General features: G+C 33.2%; 16 protein-coding genes. 1 reads left to right on the plus strand and 15 read right to left on the minus strand.

Features of this window, described 5'->3' with window-relative positions:
* Window positions 1-214: 214 nt before the first annotated feature.
* Complete coding sequence (locus LJY17_RS10840; RefSeq protein WP_264543841.1) at window positions 215-688, plus strand: regulatory protein RecX; 474 nt, start codon at window positions 215-217, stop codon at window positions 686-688.
* Between the two features lie 126 nt (window positions 689-814).
* Here the strand turns inward: LJY17_RS10840 and LJY17_RS10845 are convergent, their stop codons facing one another.
* From LJY17_RS10845 to glmS, 15 genes are all read right to left on the minus strand, one after another.
* Window positions 815-1,990: a beta-ketoacyl synthase N-terminal-like domain-containing protein gene (locus LJY17_RS10845; protein WP_264543842.1), complete on the minus strand. Its 1,176-nt coding sequence runs from the start codon at window positions 1,988-1,990 to the stop codon at window positions 815-817.
* Window positions 1,991-2,046: 56 nt separating this feature from the next.
* Entirely contained in the window at window positions 2,047-3,318 is a 1,272-nt protein-coding gene (gene bioA, locus LJY17_RS10850) for an adenosylmethionine--8-amino-7-oxononanoate transaminase (protein WP_264543843.1), read from the minus strand.
* A gap of 87 nt (window positions 3,319-3,405) precedes the next feature.
* A complete protein-coding gene (gene bioD, locus LJY17_RS10855) occupies window positions 3,406-4,023 on the minus strand; it encodes a dethiobiotin synthase (protein ID WP_264543844.1) in 618 nt (205 codons plus the stop codon).
* Window positions 4,024-4,073: 50 nt separating this feature from the next.
* Window positions 4,074-4,694, minus strand: a complete 621-nt coding sequence (locus LJY17_RS10860; RefSeq protein WP_264543845.1) for a hypothetical protein — start codon at window positions 4,692-4,694, stop codon at window positions 4,074-4,076.
* Window positions 4,684-5,187 carry an RNA polymerase sigma factor gene (locus LJY17_RS10865; protein ID WP_264543846.1) on the minus strand — a complete coding sequence of 168 codons (504 nt, stop codon included), beginning with the start codon at window positions 5,185-5,187 and terminating at the stop codon, window positions 4,684-4,686. Before LJY17_RS10865 ends, LJY17_RS10860 begins: the two co-directional genes overlap by 11 nt.
* Before the next feature lie 8 nt (window positions 5,188-5,195).
* Window positions 5,196-6,050 carry a TraB/GumN family protein gene (locus LJY17_RS10870; protein ID WP_264543847.1) on the minus strand — a complete coding sequence of 285 codons (855 nt, stop codon included), beginning with the start codon at window positions 6,048-6,050 and terminating at the stop codon, window positions 5,196-5,198.
* Window positions 6,051-6,114: 64 nt separating this feature from the next.
* Entirely contained in the window at window positions 6,115-6,309 is a 195-nt protein-coding gene (locus tag LJY17_RS10875) for a hypothetical protein (RefSeq protein WP_264543848.1), read from the minus strand.
* A gap of 72 nt (window positions 6,310-6,381) precedes the next feature.
* Window positions 6,382-7,521 (minus strand): aminotransferase class I/II-fold pyridoxal phosphate-dependent enzyme, encoded by a 1,140-nt coding sequence (locus LJY17_RS10880; protein ID WP_264543849.1) that lies wholly within the window; start codon window positions 7,519-7,521, stop codon window positions 6,382-6,384.
* Window positions 7,518-7,988, minus strand: coding sequence for a hypothetical protein (locus LJY17_RS10885; RefSeq protein WP_264543850.1), 471 nt, complete (start codon window positions 7,986-7,988; stop codon window positions 7,518-7,520). The genes LJY17_RS10880 and LJY17_RS10885 overlap by 4 nt, the downstream gene beginning before the upstream one ends.
* 62 nt (window positions 7,989-8,050) lie before the next feature.
* Window positions 8,051-8,530, minus strand: coding sequence for a hypothetical protein (locus LJY17_RS10890; protein WP_264543851.1), 480 nt, complete (start codon window positions 8,528-8,530; stop codon window positions 8,051-8,053).
* Window positions 8,531-8,607: 77 nt separating this feature from the next.
* Entirely contained in the window at window positions 8,608-8,889 is a 282-nt protein-coding gene (locus LJY17_RS10895) for a F0F1 ATP synthase subunit epsilon (protein ID WP_264543852.1), read from the minus strand.
* 46 nt (window positions 8,890-8,935) lie between these two features.
* The gene (gene atpD / locus LJY17_RS10900; protein ID WP_264543853.1) at window positions 8,936-10,447 is read right to left on the minus strand and encodes a F0F1 ATP synthase subunit beta; all 1,512 of its coding nucleotides are present in this window, start codon (window positions 10,445-10,447) and stop codon (window positions 8,936-8,938) included.
* Window positions 10,448-10,641: 194 nt separating this feature from the next.
* Window positions 10,642-12,210, minus strand: a complete 1,569-nt coding sequence (locus LJY17_RS10905; RefSeq protein WP_264543854.1) for a G-D-S-L family lipolytic protein — start codon at window positions 12,208-12,210, stop codon at window positions 10,642-10,644.
* Window positions 12,211-12,240: 30 nt separating this feature from the next.
* Window positions 12,241-15,108 (minus strand): TonB-dependent receptor, encoded by a 2,868-nt coding sequence (locus LJY17_RS10910; protein WP_264543855.1) that lies wholly within the window; start codon window positions 15,106-15,108, stop codon window positions 12,241-12,243.
* Window positions 15,109-15,310: 202 nt separating this feature from the next.
* Entirely contained in the window at window positions 15,311-17,158 is a 1,848-nt protein-coding gene (gene glmS, locus LJY17_RS10915; RefSeq protein ID WP_264543856.1) for a glutamine--fructose-6-phosphate transaminase (isomerizing), read from the minus strand.
* Window positions 17,159-17,161: the final 3 nt, after the last annotated feature.

Consider the following 17,161-nt stretch of genomic DNA (forward strand, 5'->3'; position numbering starts at 1 on the left):
TTTAATTGTGTAAAACGCTCTATGAAAACCAACTACTTAGTTTAATATAAAGCGGACAAATATATTATTCTCCCCGAATAAAAAAATAAATTATAGTTAATTTTATCGTTAAATTTCGTCAATCGTCGATAAAACCTGAGATTTTCGCATTTTTGTTAAATATGTAATTTCTTACTTTTTTAATTTTTTAGACAGTTTTTGATATTTTTACCGCATGAATTCAAAAGTATATACTGTAGAAGAAGCAACAAAAAAATTAGAACATTACTGCTCTTATCAAGACAGGTGTCATGACGAAGTTATCAAGAAACTGAAATCTCTAGGTATGGTACCTCAAGCAGTAGACCACATCATTGTTCATCTAATAGAAGATAACTTCTTAAACGAAGAACGATTTGCCTGTAGCTTTGCAAGAGGAAAACATAACATTAAAAAATGGGGGAAATTTAGAATTGAAAACGAATTAAAATTACGAAATATTTCTAAATACAACATAACTAAAGCATTAAAAGAAATCCCACATGAAACCTACATTGAAAATTTCCATCTTTTAGCAGAAAAGCAATGGAACAGTATTTTAGAAAATAATCCTCAGAAAAAAAAGAAAAAAGTTTCAGATTATTTACTTCGAAAAGGATGGGAAAGCTATTTGGTTTATGACAAAATGAATGAATTAGAATCTGCTTAAAACTTGTGTCTAAATAATATTTTTCATAAAAAGGACACAGATTTTGTGTCTAAATAATTTAATTTGCAAAAAAGACACACTTTTTGTGCTTAAAAAATATTTTTCACAAAAAGGACACAAAATTTATCACAAAGTCAACAAAATACTCACTGCATTCCCACCAAATCCTACTGCATTAACCAATACTTTTCTAATTGGTTTTTTAATTGTTTGTTTTGACACAAAAGGCACCGGTATAAATGTATTATTTTGCATCATTAGTATTGCCAATTCTACACTAAGCATTCCTGAGGTTCCAAAGGTGTGTCCCAGTTTCCACTTGTTTGTAGTTAGTAAAGGTGCTTTAGCAAGCTCAGCAACCAACGAAGTGCCAAATACCTTTTGAATTGCTTTATATTCCGACGAATCGCCTTTTATAGTTCCTGGAGCGTGCATTACTATAGCATCAACTTCATCCAACGGAGTATTTTGCAAAGCCATTTTCATAGATTCCTGAAAACATTTAGCTTCTTCAGAAATTGAAATATTATGTTCTAAATCATCTGTTGCATACCCTATTCCTTCCACATAAGCCAAGGCCTTATCATTCTCACCTACTTCTAAACAAGCCACAGCAACACCTTCACCTAAAACCATAGTGTTTTTCTTTTTTTCTAAATCTAAAGCTCGACAAGGATATTCGCCTAGTTCTTTACTGTAAATTTTAAGAGCATCCATTTGTGCCAAAGTAAAATCGGTTAAAGGAGATTCACTGGCTCCAACCAAGAACTTGGTAGCCATGCCCGATTGTAACCAAGCTACAGCATTTAAAATGGCATGCAATGCTGTTGAACAAGTAATTGAATGTGAAATTGCTAATCCTTTACTTTTTAAATCATGGGCAACCCAAGACGAAATATTCCCTAAAGTAGTTGTAGGCGATGTTAAAGTAGCTGTTTTACCAGTTTCTATAAATTCTTTATGATGATTTTCAAACAATTGTGTTGCACCTCGTGACGAACCTATATTGATTCCGAAGTTTTCACCTGAGTCCCATCCTGCTTTTTTAACCGCATCTCTTGAAGCTAAAATAGCCATCAAAACCGTTTCATCTAAAGCTCTATACTTTGAATCTGAATTTCGTAACTCTTTCAATTCGGTTTTAACTCTTTCAGGAATTTGAGCCACAGGAGTATGCTTCCCATTAAAAACTTTATAGTCTATAAAAGATTTATCAGATAAATAATTATTCCATATTTCATCAGGCGTATTACCCAATGCCGATATAGAACTTAAAGAAGTAATAGCAATTTTTTGTTTCAAACCAGTTGAATTTGTTTACAAAGGTCGCAAAGCTTTTGCAAAGAACCCAAAGAAAACTATACTATTTCTAGAGCTTTTTCAATAGTTTCGTATACTTTTTTTAATTGGTTTTCGCTAATAATGTAGGGTGGCAAAATGTAAACAATATTACCTACGGGTCTTAAAATGATTCCATTTTCGATAAAGAAATTATACAACTTGTTACGGAGATTCCCGTAGTAACTTTCCTGACCTTCGGTTTTAATTTCTAAAGCAAATATCACTCCTAAAACTCGAGTAGTTTTTACTTTGGGATGGGTTTTTATTTTTTCCTGAAATGCTAAATGCAATTGATGAACTTGTGCAATATTTTGCTGAATCACATCTGATTCTAACAATTGTATACTTGCTAAAGCCGCTGCACACCCTGTAGGATTTGCTGTAAAAGTATGTCCGTGGAACAATGCCTTATTTACATCATCACTATAGAATCCATCAAAAATTTCTTGAGTAAAAGTTGTGATGGCCATAGGGATTGTTCCTCCTGTCAATGCTTTTGACAAACACATCATATCTGGTTTTTGAGTCAGATAATCACAAGCAAAAGTTCTTCCCGTTTTTCCAAAACCTGTCATTACTTCATCTGCAATGGTAAACACTTGGTGTTTTTTACAAATCGCAATTAATTTATCTAACGCTGAAGCTTCATACATTACCATTCCCGCTGCACCAAGTACCAAAGGCTCAAAAATGAACGCTGCAAATTGATTGGATTGAAGCAAATTCTCCAATGTATTTAAAACTTTTTCTTCATTTTCTGAATTCGGAACTGGAATTCGAACTACTTCAAGTAACGAACCTTGAAAAGCTTCGGTAAAAAAAGAAATTCCGCTAGCAGCCATCGCTCCAAAGGTATCCCCATGAAAAGCATCTTCAAAAGCAATTATTTTTGTTCTTCTTTCTTCTTTATTATAAAAAAACTGAAGTGATGCTTTGATAGCAATTTCCACTGCTGTTGATCCATTATCAGAATAAAAAACTTTTTTTTGATTAGAAGGTAAAATTGACAATACTTTCTCCGACAATTCCACAGCTTTATTATGTGTAAAGCCCCCAAAAAGAACGTGTTCTAAAGTCGTTAATTGTTGGTAAATAGCATTCGCAATAACTTCGTTAGAATGACCAAAAGGATTTACCCACCACGATGCAATAGCATCAATATATTCTTTTCCGTTTTCATCCCACAATAATGCATCTTTTCCTTTTACAATAACAGGAAAATCAGTAGCTGTTTTATGTTGTGTGTAAGGATGCCAGTTGTATAGTTTGTCTTTTTGAGAAAAATTCATAAATATTAAAAATAATAGAGAATAGATTAAAGACTATACTCATAATACAAAGGTAGAGTCTATTTTCTATTCTCTATATTTGATTGTCTATAAATTTAGAAGACTTTCACGAAATTGATCAGCATAATATCTCACCACATTATTGTCAAAATAAGGCTCATCATCTATGCGACCAATCATTTTTAAACCTGTTTTATTTAAAATAATTTCTTCCGTTGAGATGTTTTCATTACCGTTAAAAATGATTCCAGCAATAGGAAGATTTCTTGTTTTTAAAGCTTCAATGGTTAGCAGTGTATGATTTATGCTTCCTAAATAATGTCTTGAAACTACAATGACTTTATAATCTGATTGAATTATATCTATAACACAATCTACATCATTCAAGGGAACAAAAACACCTCCAGCTCCTTCAATTACGAGATGATTTTTTGTTTTTGGTTCTTGAATTTGTTTTAAATCGATTGTTACTCCGTCTAGTTTTGCAGCCAAGTGTGGGCTGGCAGGAGTATTTAACGCATAACTATTATTATGAACTGTAGTTTTTGAGTTTGATAAATATCGTTTGATTTTATGAGAATCGGAATTTTCTAAATCTCCTGCTTGAACAGGTTTCCAATAATCTGCTTCTAATGCTTCGGTAATAATTGCTGAGGCAATAGTTTTACCAACATCGGTTCCTATTCCTGTTATAAAAAGTTTCATTAGTTGAATTTTTGCAAAAATAAGAAACCCATCGTTATGATGGGTTTTTATTACTCTTCTTTTAACTCTTCAATGACTTTTCGAATCTCTTTGGCGTATTTTCCGTAGAAATAATTCACCCACCATTCAGTAAGAAAAGCAACCGGAATCATTACTCCAATAAACATTCCAAACAATCCAGCCAGGATAAAATCTGCCGATTTTTTATGCAAAATCACATCGATAAGTTCCTGAGAATTATCCTTTAAAATAATCATCGTCGCAAAAGCTAAAGCAAAAGGCGCAATAGAATAAGTGAAAGATTTATACAATTCCATATTTAATCGTATGTCAAAATAGGTGTCATATAAATTATCTTTTGTATTGGCATTAGCAACATTCAATCGTTTGTAAAAAAAGAATAATTTTGCTAAAAAATAAGCACAAATCACCACAAATAAGGCATATAACCCATAAAAAGCAGTTGTTATCAAAGGTGTAAATTTGTATAATACAGGAATAAATGCCAATACTACAATTGATATAATTTGATAGAGAAATTCTTTTTTTAAATTTTTTCTAATTTTATCTAAAGGCAAATTAGCCGATTGTAATTTTTCTAATTGAGTAGGAACAATTACTTTGTTGGTTTCTTCATTATTCCATGCTGATTGTATATCATTAAAGTCCATAGCCTTGTTTTTTTATAATTTCTTTTAATTTTTCTTTTGCTCTGTTCAATTTGACTCTGGCATTTCCTTCAGAAATTCCCAGATTCTCTCCAATTTCTTTATGAGAAAACCCTTCCAATTGATAGAATATAATAGCCTTATCAATTTTTTCCAGTTTTTGCACAGCTCTATAAAAGTGATCTAATTGACTTTCTTTTATATGGGAATCACTTTCGTCCTCTTTAATGTTCTCTGATGCAATTTCATACTTATCTACTTTTCGCTTTTCCTTTTTCAAAAAAACGATTGAAGTATTAATTGCTACTCGATACATCCATGTGGAGAACTGACTTTCACCTTTAAATGTATCGTAAGCTTTCCAGAGCTGACATATAATTTCCTGAAACAAATCGTCCTGATCGTCCCTATTGTCCATATACATCTTTGAAACCTTGTAGAGTATTCCTTTATGAGTTTCAATTCGGCTTAAAAATTCCTTTTCTTTAGATTCCAAAATGCTTGTTAGTTCATTATAGGTTTTACTTTATATCCAGCTTTTTTTAATAGTTGTATAACACCTTGTTCACCATCCAAATGTGCTGCACCTACTGCAAAGAAAACACTTTCTTTTTTCATTAACTCAGGCATTTTTTTTGCCCAATTGTTATTTCGAACATCTAACATCCACTTTTTAGATTCTTGATTCATAAATTTAGGGTCTGTTGTTAGCTGATAAAGTTTGTGAAGTTGTTCTGAAGTGTAGATAGGTATCATTTCGTTAAAATAATCAGCATCATAATGTTGTAATTGACCAATCATTTCATGATCAGAATATGCCTTACTTAAAAAGGTTAATTGATCAATAAGTTTTTCTAAACCTATGGTTTCAATGTTTTTTTCTTTAGCCATTTTGATAAACTCAAATTCATACATTTTTGGAGTACAGTTTAATGACTTAAACATCACCATACTCATGATTGTTGCTAAAGAATAACTTTCGAAAGTTTTAGCTCCTTGTCCAAGTTTTTCTTGAAGAAAAGTATCTAACTTTTTATAATCTTCACTATTTAAAGTTTTACTAAGTGGTTCTTTACTCATTGCTGATTGTTGCATAGCCATTACCTCAGATGGATCATCCATATCAATTTCTAATGCAAGTTTGTCAGATTTCGAGAAGGCTTTCATTGTCTTATCAGTTATTTTAAAATCAGACTCACACATCATGTGAACAGTACCATATAAATAAGATGATTTAGTTAATCCTTTCCCTGAAATTTCCCATAGTAAACTATTTTCAGTAGATTTTGTTTGTGCATTTGCAGTCCCTCCTAATAAAGAAGTTAAAATTAAAAACGAAGATTGGATTAGATTTTTCATTTTGTTTACTTTTAAAGATTGATGATTATTTGATAAAATATTGATTAATGATTGAAACGTCCATTTAATTATCTTTACTCTGGTTTCTTTTTTTAGAAGCAAAGCCAGCTACTAAAAGACAAATCATTATAACTAAAAGCTCACTTTTAGGCTTATCAAACACAAATTCATTAACCAAGGAAAAACTTATTCCAAATGAGGCTAAAAAAATCAAAAGTGAATTAACCGATGTATTTTTATTAATGTGTGAAGTTTTCATAATATTTAATTTATTTGATTACGACTCGTAAGTAATCGAATAAACCAAACGTTACAAAAAATTTTTAGAAATTTACAAAAGTGAGTAAAGACAAGCCATTACGGCCAAGATTTCTTCTTGAGAATTGTAACTATGAAGGCAAAAACGAAGTCTCTCCTGTCCTTCTGAAACAGTAGGAGAAAGTATTGGTTTTACATCAAATCCTTTTTCTTGTAATTCATGAGCAATACGTTTTACATTGTCATTTCCTTGAACAATAGCACATTGAATAGCTGATTTGCTATAAACAAACATAGGTTTTAAACCCAATCGCATTTTTTCCTGATTAAAAAACACAATATTAGATTTAAGATCAATAATCGATTTAGGTTGCCCGCTTAATGTTTTATATCCTATTAGAATTGTAGCAACAGAATGTGGCGAAAGCCCTGTAGTATAAATAAAACTTCGAGCGAAGTTTACCAAATATGATTTAAGTTGATTACTCCCTAAAACGGCTGCACCGTGACAACCAAGCCCTTTTCCAAAGGTCATAATTCGAGCAAAAACTTTGCTTTGCAATCCTAAAAGTTGAATTAAACCATCTCCTCTTTCACCAAAAACTCCCAATGCATGTGCTTCATCTACTATTAAATAACAGTTATATTTTTCAGAAAGAGAAACTAAATCTTCTAGATTAGGAGAATCGCCATCCATCGAATAAACGGATTCAATTACTATAAATATATTTGAATTAGAAGATTGAAACTTTACAATTTTATCTTCTAAATCTTCTACATCATTATGTTGGAATTTATAGGATTTAGCATTTGAAAGTTGAATACCGTCTCGAATTGATGCGTGACATAATTCATCAAAAAAGATAATATCATTGCGTTGAGGCACACTACTAAAGAATCCCACATTAGCGTCATACCCAGAATTAAATAGTAATGCAGCTTCTGATTGATGAAATTTTGCAATATAGTCTTCTGACAATGCATAAAGTTCATGATTCCCCGAAATCAATCGACTGCCAGTAGCGCCATTAGTTTTATATTTATTTTCAACCAAAAATTGATGTGTCTGATCAAAAATAATTTCTGATTTTGAAAAACCTAAATAATCGTTGGAAGAAAAATCTGTTAACTCATTTGAAAACTTAAGTGAACGCAAAGCATTATTCGCATCACGCAAATCAAGTTTTTCTTGGAGTGATTTAGGGAACATCATAACTCTGATTTATCAATCCAGGTTGGATTATTTATATCAATTTTATCCAATAAATCCACATCTATAACTTTACATAAAGATTTGGCATAAAGAAAGGCTTTATTCTTTTTGTAAAATGTTAAAAGTTGTATATGCCTATATCCATTATATTGATACCATAGTGTAATTGTGTATCCAAATGCATTGCTATTAATAGCTACATAATCAAAATCTTCTACATCTGTAATCTCTATTTTTTTATATAAAACCACTCTATACTCATTAAAAAGTCTCTTTTTATTCAAATCAACCTTTACTATATTTTCTTCAGAAATCTTAATTGCTGGCACAACAAAAAAAACAGAGATACTTATAGCGTATGCGAACAATTCTATTATTATTACAATATCTCTTAAATCAAACTTAAAAATCAAATACATTAACCCAATAAAAGGGCAAAAGGCAAACGTATACATTATTGAAGCCATAATAATGTGCGTTTTAGACATTGTATCTTCAAAAACTGTGGCGATTTTTTCATTCCCCATCATTAAAACACAACCCCTATTTTAGTTACTTGCTGAATACTATTGACCTGAGCAAAAATAATCGCCTTTGAGTCTTTTACTTTGAAACGTCGATCAGTTACAAATTTGGCTTCATGTTTTTCATGCAAAGCTGCAATATCTTCAACATAAATACCCACAGTAAATTTATTGAGTTTCCACTTCTTGTTTGTTATAGTAAGCAGTTTTATTTGATCGTTTTGCATTTCCATAACCAAACCATCATAATTGAAGGTAAAAACTGGTGCTTCTCCTTTTTCAAGAATTTCCTTGTCTAATGTGATTGCTTTACCTAAAAGAGCTTCTATTTTATCAGGATTGTACTTTTCACAAACTTTAATACTCTTATTTGTTTTCACATTTGTGAGCACTAATTCAGGCGTACTTTTTTGTTCATGACTAAAACTGAATAAAAAAGAAACTGAGAATAGACATATTATTAATTTGAGTAGTGTATTTTTCATTTGGAACTTTTTTAGAATCTAAAGTATAAAAAAAGCCCAACATTACTGTCAGGCTTTTTGCTTATTTTATAATTGTATTAGTCAGCCAATACAATTATTTTATTATCATTCATTTCGATAGTTCCTGAATTGATAGGCAACCAAAATGTTTGTTCATTTACTTTATTAAACTTTGCAGCAAATTCTTTAGCAATTTTAATATTAGAACCAACAATTTTCACATTCCCTTTTACTAATAATGACACTATAGGCGCGTGATTATTTAACATTTGGAACTCACCATTTACTCCTGGAACTGCTACTGAGGTAACTTCTCCTGAAAATAAAGTGGCTTCTGGTGACACGATTTCTACAATCATCTTTTATTTGCTTTAGCTTTAAGCTTTGGGCTTTAAGCAATTAAAATTATGCTTCAGTTAACATTTTTTGACCAGCTTCGATAACATCCTCGATAGTACCTTTCAAGTTGAAAGCTGCTTCTGGTAAGTGATCTAACTCACCATCAATAATCATGTTAAATCCTTTAATAGTATCTTTAATATCTACTAATACACCAGGAATACCTGTAAACTGCTCAGCTACGTGGAACGGTTGTGATAAGAAACGTTGTACACGACGTGCTCTTGATACAGCTAGTTTATCTTCTTCAGATAACTCTTCCATACCTAAGATAGCAATGATATCTTGTAACTGTTTGTATTTTTGTAGAATTTCTTTTACTCTTTGTGCACAGTCATAGTGCTCAGCTCCTAAGATTTCTGGAGTTAAAATACGAGAAGTAGAATCTAATGGATCTACCGCTGGATAAATACCTAACTCAGCAATTTTACGAGATAATACTGTTGTAGCATCTAAGTGCGCGAACGTTGTAGCTGGCGCCGGGTCAGTTAAGTCATCCGCAGGTACATATACTGCCTGTACTGAAGTAATTGATCCTTTTTTAGTTGAAGTAATTCGCTCTTGCATCGCACCCATTTCAGTTGCTAATGTAGGTTGATAACCTACCGCAGATGGCATACGACCTAATAACGCAGACACCTCAGAACCCGCTTGTGTAAAACGGAAGATGTTGTCTACGAAGAAAAGAACGTCTTTACCTTGATCAGATCCAGCTCCATCACGGAAATACTCTGCAATTGACAAACCAGATAAAGCTACACGAGCACGTGCTCCAGGTGGCTCATTCATTTGGCCAAAAACGAAAGTAGCTTTAGAATCTCTCATTCCTACTTTGTCAACTTTAGTTAAATCCCATCCTCCATTTTCCATAGAGTGCATGAAATCTTCACCATATTTAATAATTCCTGACTCTAACATCTCACGAAGTAAGTCATTTCCTTCACGTGTTCTTTCACCTACTCCTGCGAATACAGAAAGACCACCGTGACCTTTTGCTATATTGTTAATCAACTCCTGAATTAATACAGTCTTACCTACTCCAGCACCACCGAATAATCCAATTTTACCTCCTTTTGCATAAGGCTCAATTAAGTCGATTACTTTAATCCCTGTAAATAAAACCTCAGATGAAGTTGATAAATCTTCGAATTTAGGAGCTTGTCTGTGGATTGGCAATCCGTTAGCACCTTCTTTTGGCAAATCACCTAAACCATCAATAGCATCACCTACAACATTGAATAAACGCCCGTAGATATCTCCACCAATCGGCATTTGAATTGGAGCACCAGTAGCTTTAACATCAGCTCCTCTACTCAAACCATCTGTAGAGTCCATAGAGATTGTACGCACAGTGTTTTCTCCAATATGAGACTGTACTTCCAATACTAATTTAGTACCATCATTTTTAGTGATTTCTAATGAATCATAAATTTTTGGCAACTCAGCTTCAGCTGTGTTAAACACAACATCTACAACTGGTCCAATAATTTGAGCAACTTTTCCTATTACTTGAGACATGCTTATGTATTATTAAATAGCTATTTAGTTATCAAAAACAAAGTGTTTTTTCAGAGTGCAAAGATAATTTTATAATTTGAATTTTAATATAAAAATTTGTGTTTTTTTTATTACTGGTTTATAATCACCAATATAGATTTAATTTAAACAAAAACCACCGCAAAACGGTGGTCTTTATTAATTACATCATACTATCATAAAGATGCAGGATATTGTATTTGATACTGCCCTAAGTCAACTTCTTTAAAAGTAGATCCGTATTTAGCATTGATTGCCTTCATAAACTCATTAGCAATCATCGCATATCCTCTAGCGCCTGGGTGAATACCATCCAAAGAGAACACCCCTCCTGTTACAAAAGAAGCAGACATATGATAATTACCAAAACGAATACCTCCGTTAACCAATCTTTCCATTACTGTTTTAGCATCAACAAAAGCCAAACCATTTGCATCTGCCGCTGTCTTAATAGCAACATTGTAAGTATCAGTTGCTACTTTAATCTTAGAAGCTTCATCAGCAGTTAAGACCTGTGCATCTTGTAATGGATAAGTTACACCACGCGCATTAAATGGAGCAGGCGCTCCAGGCTGAATATTATTTGGCGGAGTTATTAAACCTCTTGTTGTAAGTAGAATATAATCTCTATTTCCAACAGTATTTCTTGCATGACGAGCTCTTCCATATAAATTCCCCAAATAAGCAGCCGTAGTTGGCCCAAAACTTGGTGTTAAAGCCGCAGTAATTTGAGCAGATAAATCAGTTAATGTTTCATCAACAATTAACAATGGATTTGCAGCCTCTACAGTTGTTGTATTATTATCATCAACAGAAATTGTCGAAAATCTTTTTGGCAAACTCATTGCTGTAGTAATCGAATTAATAGCACCGAACAACTGATTAAGTTGAGCAGCTTCAGCAGCTGGTCTCGCTGGAATTGGATTTGTTGGAACAGTTGTAAAGAAAGGCAAAGTACTTACATAAGGTAAATTAGCAACTACTCCTTTTCTACCCCCTGTTACCAATTGCGTAGCTAATCCATTATACACATTAGCAAAAACTGTTGGGTCTGTAATATCATTACCTCCATAAGTCGCTGGATTCATATTCCCTGTTTGATCCACACCTATACCTCCAGAAGTCGCATAAGATAACACATCATTTCCACCAATCCACAAAGAAAAGAATGTTGGTTGTTGTGTTAAAGCATCCGCAAGAATTGATGTGCTGGCAGCTGATGAAAATCTAGCAAAATACGGATTCGCAGCACCTGAAGGAACGCCAGCGGTATTACCATATCCAGCAAAAGCTAAATGATAACTTTTTGCACCAGGAACTCCCATATTATTAAAACTTCCTGTTAAATGCGCTGTCACTTCATTGACTGGAGCTACCGGTAGAGGACCTATGTTAGGAGTTTTATCTGGATTCAAACCTAAAATTACATTTCTAGAACTTTGAATAGGAGTACCCATAAACAACAAGCCTCCTATATTGTCATCTCCACAAAGAGGAGAGGCAAAAGCACCGCCACCTACTTGCTTAAATTGTCCAGCTAAAATTTCAGGATATGAATTTAATTGTCCTTTTTTAAATAATGCTCCATCACTAAATCCAGCAGCAAAAGAATCACCTAAAGCCACATACTTAGCAAAGTTAGCAGAACCTGCTGTTACCGGTTCATCAGCAACAGTAGTATCATCATCATTACACGCTACAATGCTTAACGAAGCAAATAATAGCCATTTTATATTTTTTACCATTTTTCTACTTTATTGAATTAAACCTAAATATTATGGATTAATTGTCCAAGAAGCATAATACTGTTGACCAATATTACCAGCACCAGGAACTTGAATATAATCTTTACCACCTATATTAGCTCCTCCCACTTTAACTACCGATTTCAAGAAAGGAATTGAGTAATTAATTTGAGCATCGAACACAACATTTTCTGGAACCATAGCATCAACAAAAGAAGACTGCCATAAATATTCAGTATTCCATCTTACATTAGTATTAAAACCAAAGTTTTTAAATAATTTTTCAGCTCCAAAAGTCCCTTTAACTCTGTGTTTAGGAGTATTGAATCCTGGCTCAAAACTTGGGTCAGATGCTTCATCAAATTTAAAATCAGAGTAGTTGTAGCTTGCACCAACATCAAACATACCCACTTTTCTGTTTAAACCTATACCAAAACCTAACGATGTAATATCGGCTTTAGAATTTGTATATACTTGATAAATTCTTCTATCTCCATTAGAAAGTGCACCTACTGTTCCTAATGTACTAGGATTACTAACATCAATAGTTGTATGGACATTACCATATAAAGGTTTAACAACATTAGCCGTATTAATGAAATCATTATAAATATTATAGTATCCATTAATATCAACTCCAGTCTTTTGCAGGTTAGTTCTATATCCAACCTCAAACGCTTGAACTTTCTCTGGTTTAACTAAACCATAAGTAGATACTTGTAATAGATTAGCAGCATCTTGAAGTTGTTGTGGTGTATTTTTAGGTGCTGCTGCAAAAGCCGCAACCGAAGCAGAGGTATAAGATTCAAAATACGCATCATTACCAGTTAAGTAACGAGAAGAACCTTCTTGATTGTTTGGATCAGCTTGACCAGCCGTACTGATTGGCATAGTCTCGGTATAACGAGATAAGTTTTCAGCTGCAGAACCAATTAATGCAAAGGGACCTAAATCTAAACCAATATATTGATCTTGTGTCGTCGGATTTCTAAAACCTGTTTGGTAAGAAACACGGAAGTTATGTTGCTTATCTGCTCCAGCTGCATAGGTAAAAGACGCTCTAGGAGAGAAATTTCCATCAAAGTTTTTAGACTTATCATATCGTACTGAACCAGTAAATTTAAGTCTATCATCCATCATTTTTTTCTGTAACTGTGTATAAACACCAAACTCACTATATTTTAAGGCTCCATCATAATCTGTAAATATAGTTCCTTCAGAATTCATTACATATTCTCTTGCAGAACCTCCAACTTGAATTTCAGCGAACTTAATTAAATCTCTAAAATTATAATTAACATCTGAATGATATATTTTTGAGTGATCAACAAACTTAGCACCTTTTGTAAAGTCTGGATTGTTAACCACACTTGCCAATGCCCCTTTAAACTCAGGAGTACCTGGCTCCAGTCTTACTCCTCTTGCTCCTGAAGGATTATTAGGATCCACATTAGGAACAAGGTTTAGACCTGGTGATACATTTTTATCAGCAAAATTTCTAGCATAATCAGCCGCTTGACTTGTATTATATCCAAACACAGCACTTGATAGTTGAAACGCTCTTGCATAATCTGTAAACCAGTTTGTATCTGACTTAGCTATACGGTTAACATTCCATGCTGCAAAACGCATGTCATACGAATTTCCAGCATCTTCAGTAGTCATGTAACCACGAACAAAAAAGTTTTTAGATTTAACTTCTAACTTAGTTTGATCCATGTAGAAATTTTTCAAAAAATATCTGTTTGCACCTTGATAAATGGTATTACCGGAACCTAACTTATGCTGAGCAATAATTTCAATGTCTTTTGCAAATTCACTTTCTGAAGTAGCCCAAGGACGGAAGTGTAACGAAATATCAAACTTAACACTTTCAACCTTATTTGTATTTAAATCTTTTTCCATGTACCCTGTACGACTAACTTGACCTACATTTGGAATAAAAGTAGTCACCTCATCACCATAAGAGTTTAGCCCATCATAGTTTTGATTTACATTGTGTCCAACTCCACCTGAAGTCATGCTTCTTGTATCGTTTGCAATCCATTCTGTTGCAGATAATGCCGAGAAATTTGCCTTAGCAGCAAAATGATCAGTGAATTTTTTAGCAACTCTAATCCCAAAATCATAAACGGGATTATCGCCTGCTGCTTCTTGAACCGTTCTGCCATATTTAAAATAAGTCGAAACACCTTCTTTTGCAAATGGACTTCTACTATTCATAAATATAATACCATTAAATGCATTTGCTCCATACAATGCTGAAGATGCTCCTGGCAATATTTCAACACTTCCTGCATCAACATCATTTAAACCTAACAAGTTTCCTAAAATAAAATTCAATGCTGGCGACGAGTTGTCCATACCATCTACCAATTGCATAAAACGAGTATTAGCTACTGTAGCAAAACCACGAGTGTTCACTGATTTAAAAGAAAAGCTACTTGTATTAAAATGAACATCTTTTAAATTTTCAAGTCCATCATAAAATGTAGCAGCAGTAGTGTTTTTGATTTCCTTTGCTCCCATTCTTTCAATGGTCACAGGAGACTCTAAAACTCTTTCAGGAGCTCTTGAAGCAGAAACAACAATCTCATTTAATGCTGTCGATTCTTCTGGAAGAACAATAACAATTTCTTGATCTTTAGAAGCAATTTGGAGTGTTTGGGAGCTATAGCCCATCATAGACACTTCTATCGTAAATGGAAAAGTAGCACTTGTTTTAAGTGTAAATTTTCCGTCAAAGCCACAAGATGTCCCCGTGGACGCACCTACAACTTTAACATTGGCACCAGCAACAGGCTGCGCGTTTGCATCCGTTACTGATCCTGAAATTGTATTTTGCGCAAAAGTTAACGCACAAAAAAACAATGACAAAATAGTAAAATACATTCTCATTCTTTTGAATTTTGTTGGTTTATAAAGCCAATGTACAATAAATTTTGATATAAATAAAAAAAGGCTTAAAAAAATTGACCATCAGTAATTTTAATCTTATTTTTTTGACAATTCAACGATTTTACTCTAAAAATAAAACTAAAGAAGTCCATAAAAAAAGCGCAAGAATATCTTGCGCTTTTTTTATATTTTAAACCTAAAATTACTCCACAGTAACTGATTTTGCAAGGTTTCTAGGTTGATCTACATTACAACCTCTCATCACAGCAATATGATATGACAACAACTGCAATGGAATTGTTGTAACTAATGGCGATAATGCATCTGAAGTTTCAGGAATTTCAATAACATGATCAGCTAAGGCTCTTACCTGTTCATCACCTTTTGTTACTACCGCGATAATTTTACCGCTTCTTGACTTGATTTCTTGAACGTTACTCACAACTTTATCATAATGTCCTTGCTTAGGCGCAATAACAATTACTGGCATTTGTTCATCAATTAGAGCAATTGGACCGTGTTTCATTTCAGCTGCTGGATACCCCTCAGCATGAATGTATGATATCTCTTTAAGTTTTAATGCTCCTTCTAATGCTACTGGAAAGTTATATCCTCTTCCTAAATACAAACAATTAGTCGCGTCTTTATAAACAGAGGCAATTTGCTTAGTCATGTCATTAGTTTGAAGTGCTTCCTGTACTTTTTCAGGTATCATTTCTAATTCAGATAGATATCTATGATAATCAGAATTTGACAAAGTGCCTTTCAATTTTGCCAAACGAAGAGCAATCATTGTAAGTACCGTAATTTGAGTCGTAAAAGCTTTGGTAGACGCTACACCAATTTCAGGTCCAGCGTGTGTATATGCCCCAGCATGAGTTTCTCTTGAAATAGAAGAACCAACTACATTACAAACGCCAAAAACAAATGCTCCTTTTTCTTTAGCTAATTTAATTGCCGCTAATGTATCTGCGGTTTCTCCTGATTGCGAAATTGCAATTAAAACATCTTTATCTCCAATGATAGGATTTCTATATCTGAATTCTGATGCATATTCAACTTCTACAGGGATTCTAGCAAATTCTTCAAAAATATATTCCGCTACTAGACCAGCATGCCATGATGTACCACATGCAACAATCAAGATACGTTGAGCATTTGAAAAACGCTCTATATTATCGTCGACTCCCGCCATTTTTATCAATCCTTCATTTGCATGAAGACGTCCTCTATAAGTATCCTTAATTACATTTGGTTGCTCATAGATTTCTTTCATCATAAAATGATCATACCCGCCTTTTTCAATTTGCTCCAAGTTCATTTGAAGCTCTTGGACATAAGGATCAACTAATGAATCATCTTTTATTTTACGAATTTTAAGAGGCTTATGCAATCTAACAATTGCCATTTCCTCATCTTCAAGATAAATTGCATTTGATGTATACTCAATAAATGGAGAAGCATCTGATGCTATAAAAAATTCATTTTCCCCCAAACCAATAGCTAATGGACTACCTAAACGAGCCACAACTATTTCATCTGGATTATTTCTATCAAAAACACAAATAGCATAAGCACCAACAACTTGATTTAACGCAATTTGCACTGCTTTACCAAGTTTTATGTTTTCTTTTTTCTGAACTTCTTCGATAAGATTAATTAAAACCTCAGTGTCTGTGTCAGATTTGAATGTATAACCTCTATTTATTAATTCTTTTTTAAGTGGCTCATAATTTTCAATAATTCCATTATGTACAATAACTAGATTGCCAGAATTTGAAACATGTGGATGCGAATTCACGTCATTAGGAACTCCATGTGTAGCCCATCTTGTATGACCAATACCAATTGTACCATTGAAAGTAATTTCTTTAGCAGCTCTTTCTTCTAAATCAGTAACCTTTCCTTTTGTTTTAGATAGTTTTAAATCTTTACCATCATAAAGCACCACACCAGCACTGTCATAACCTCTATATTCCAGTCGCTTTAATCCTTTGATCACAATAGGATAAGCTTCTCTATGACCTATATAACCTACTATTCCACACATAAA

Origin of the sequence: Flavobacterium hankyongi, assembly GCF_036840915.1 — a bacterium.
Taxonomy (GTDB): Bacteria; Bacteroidota; Bacteroidia; order Flavobacteriales; family Flavobacteriaceae; genus Flavobacterium; species Flavobacterium hankyongi.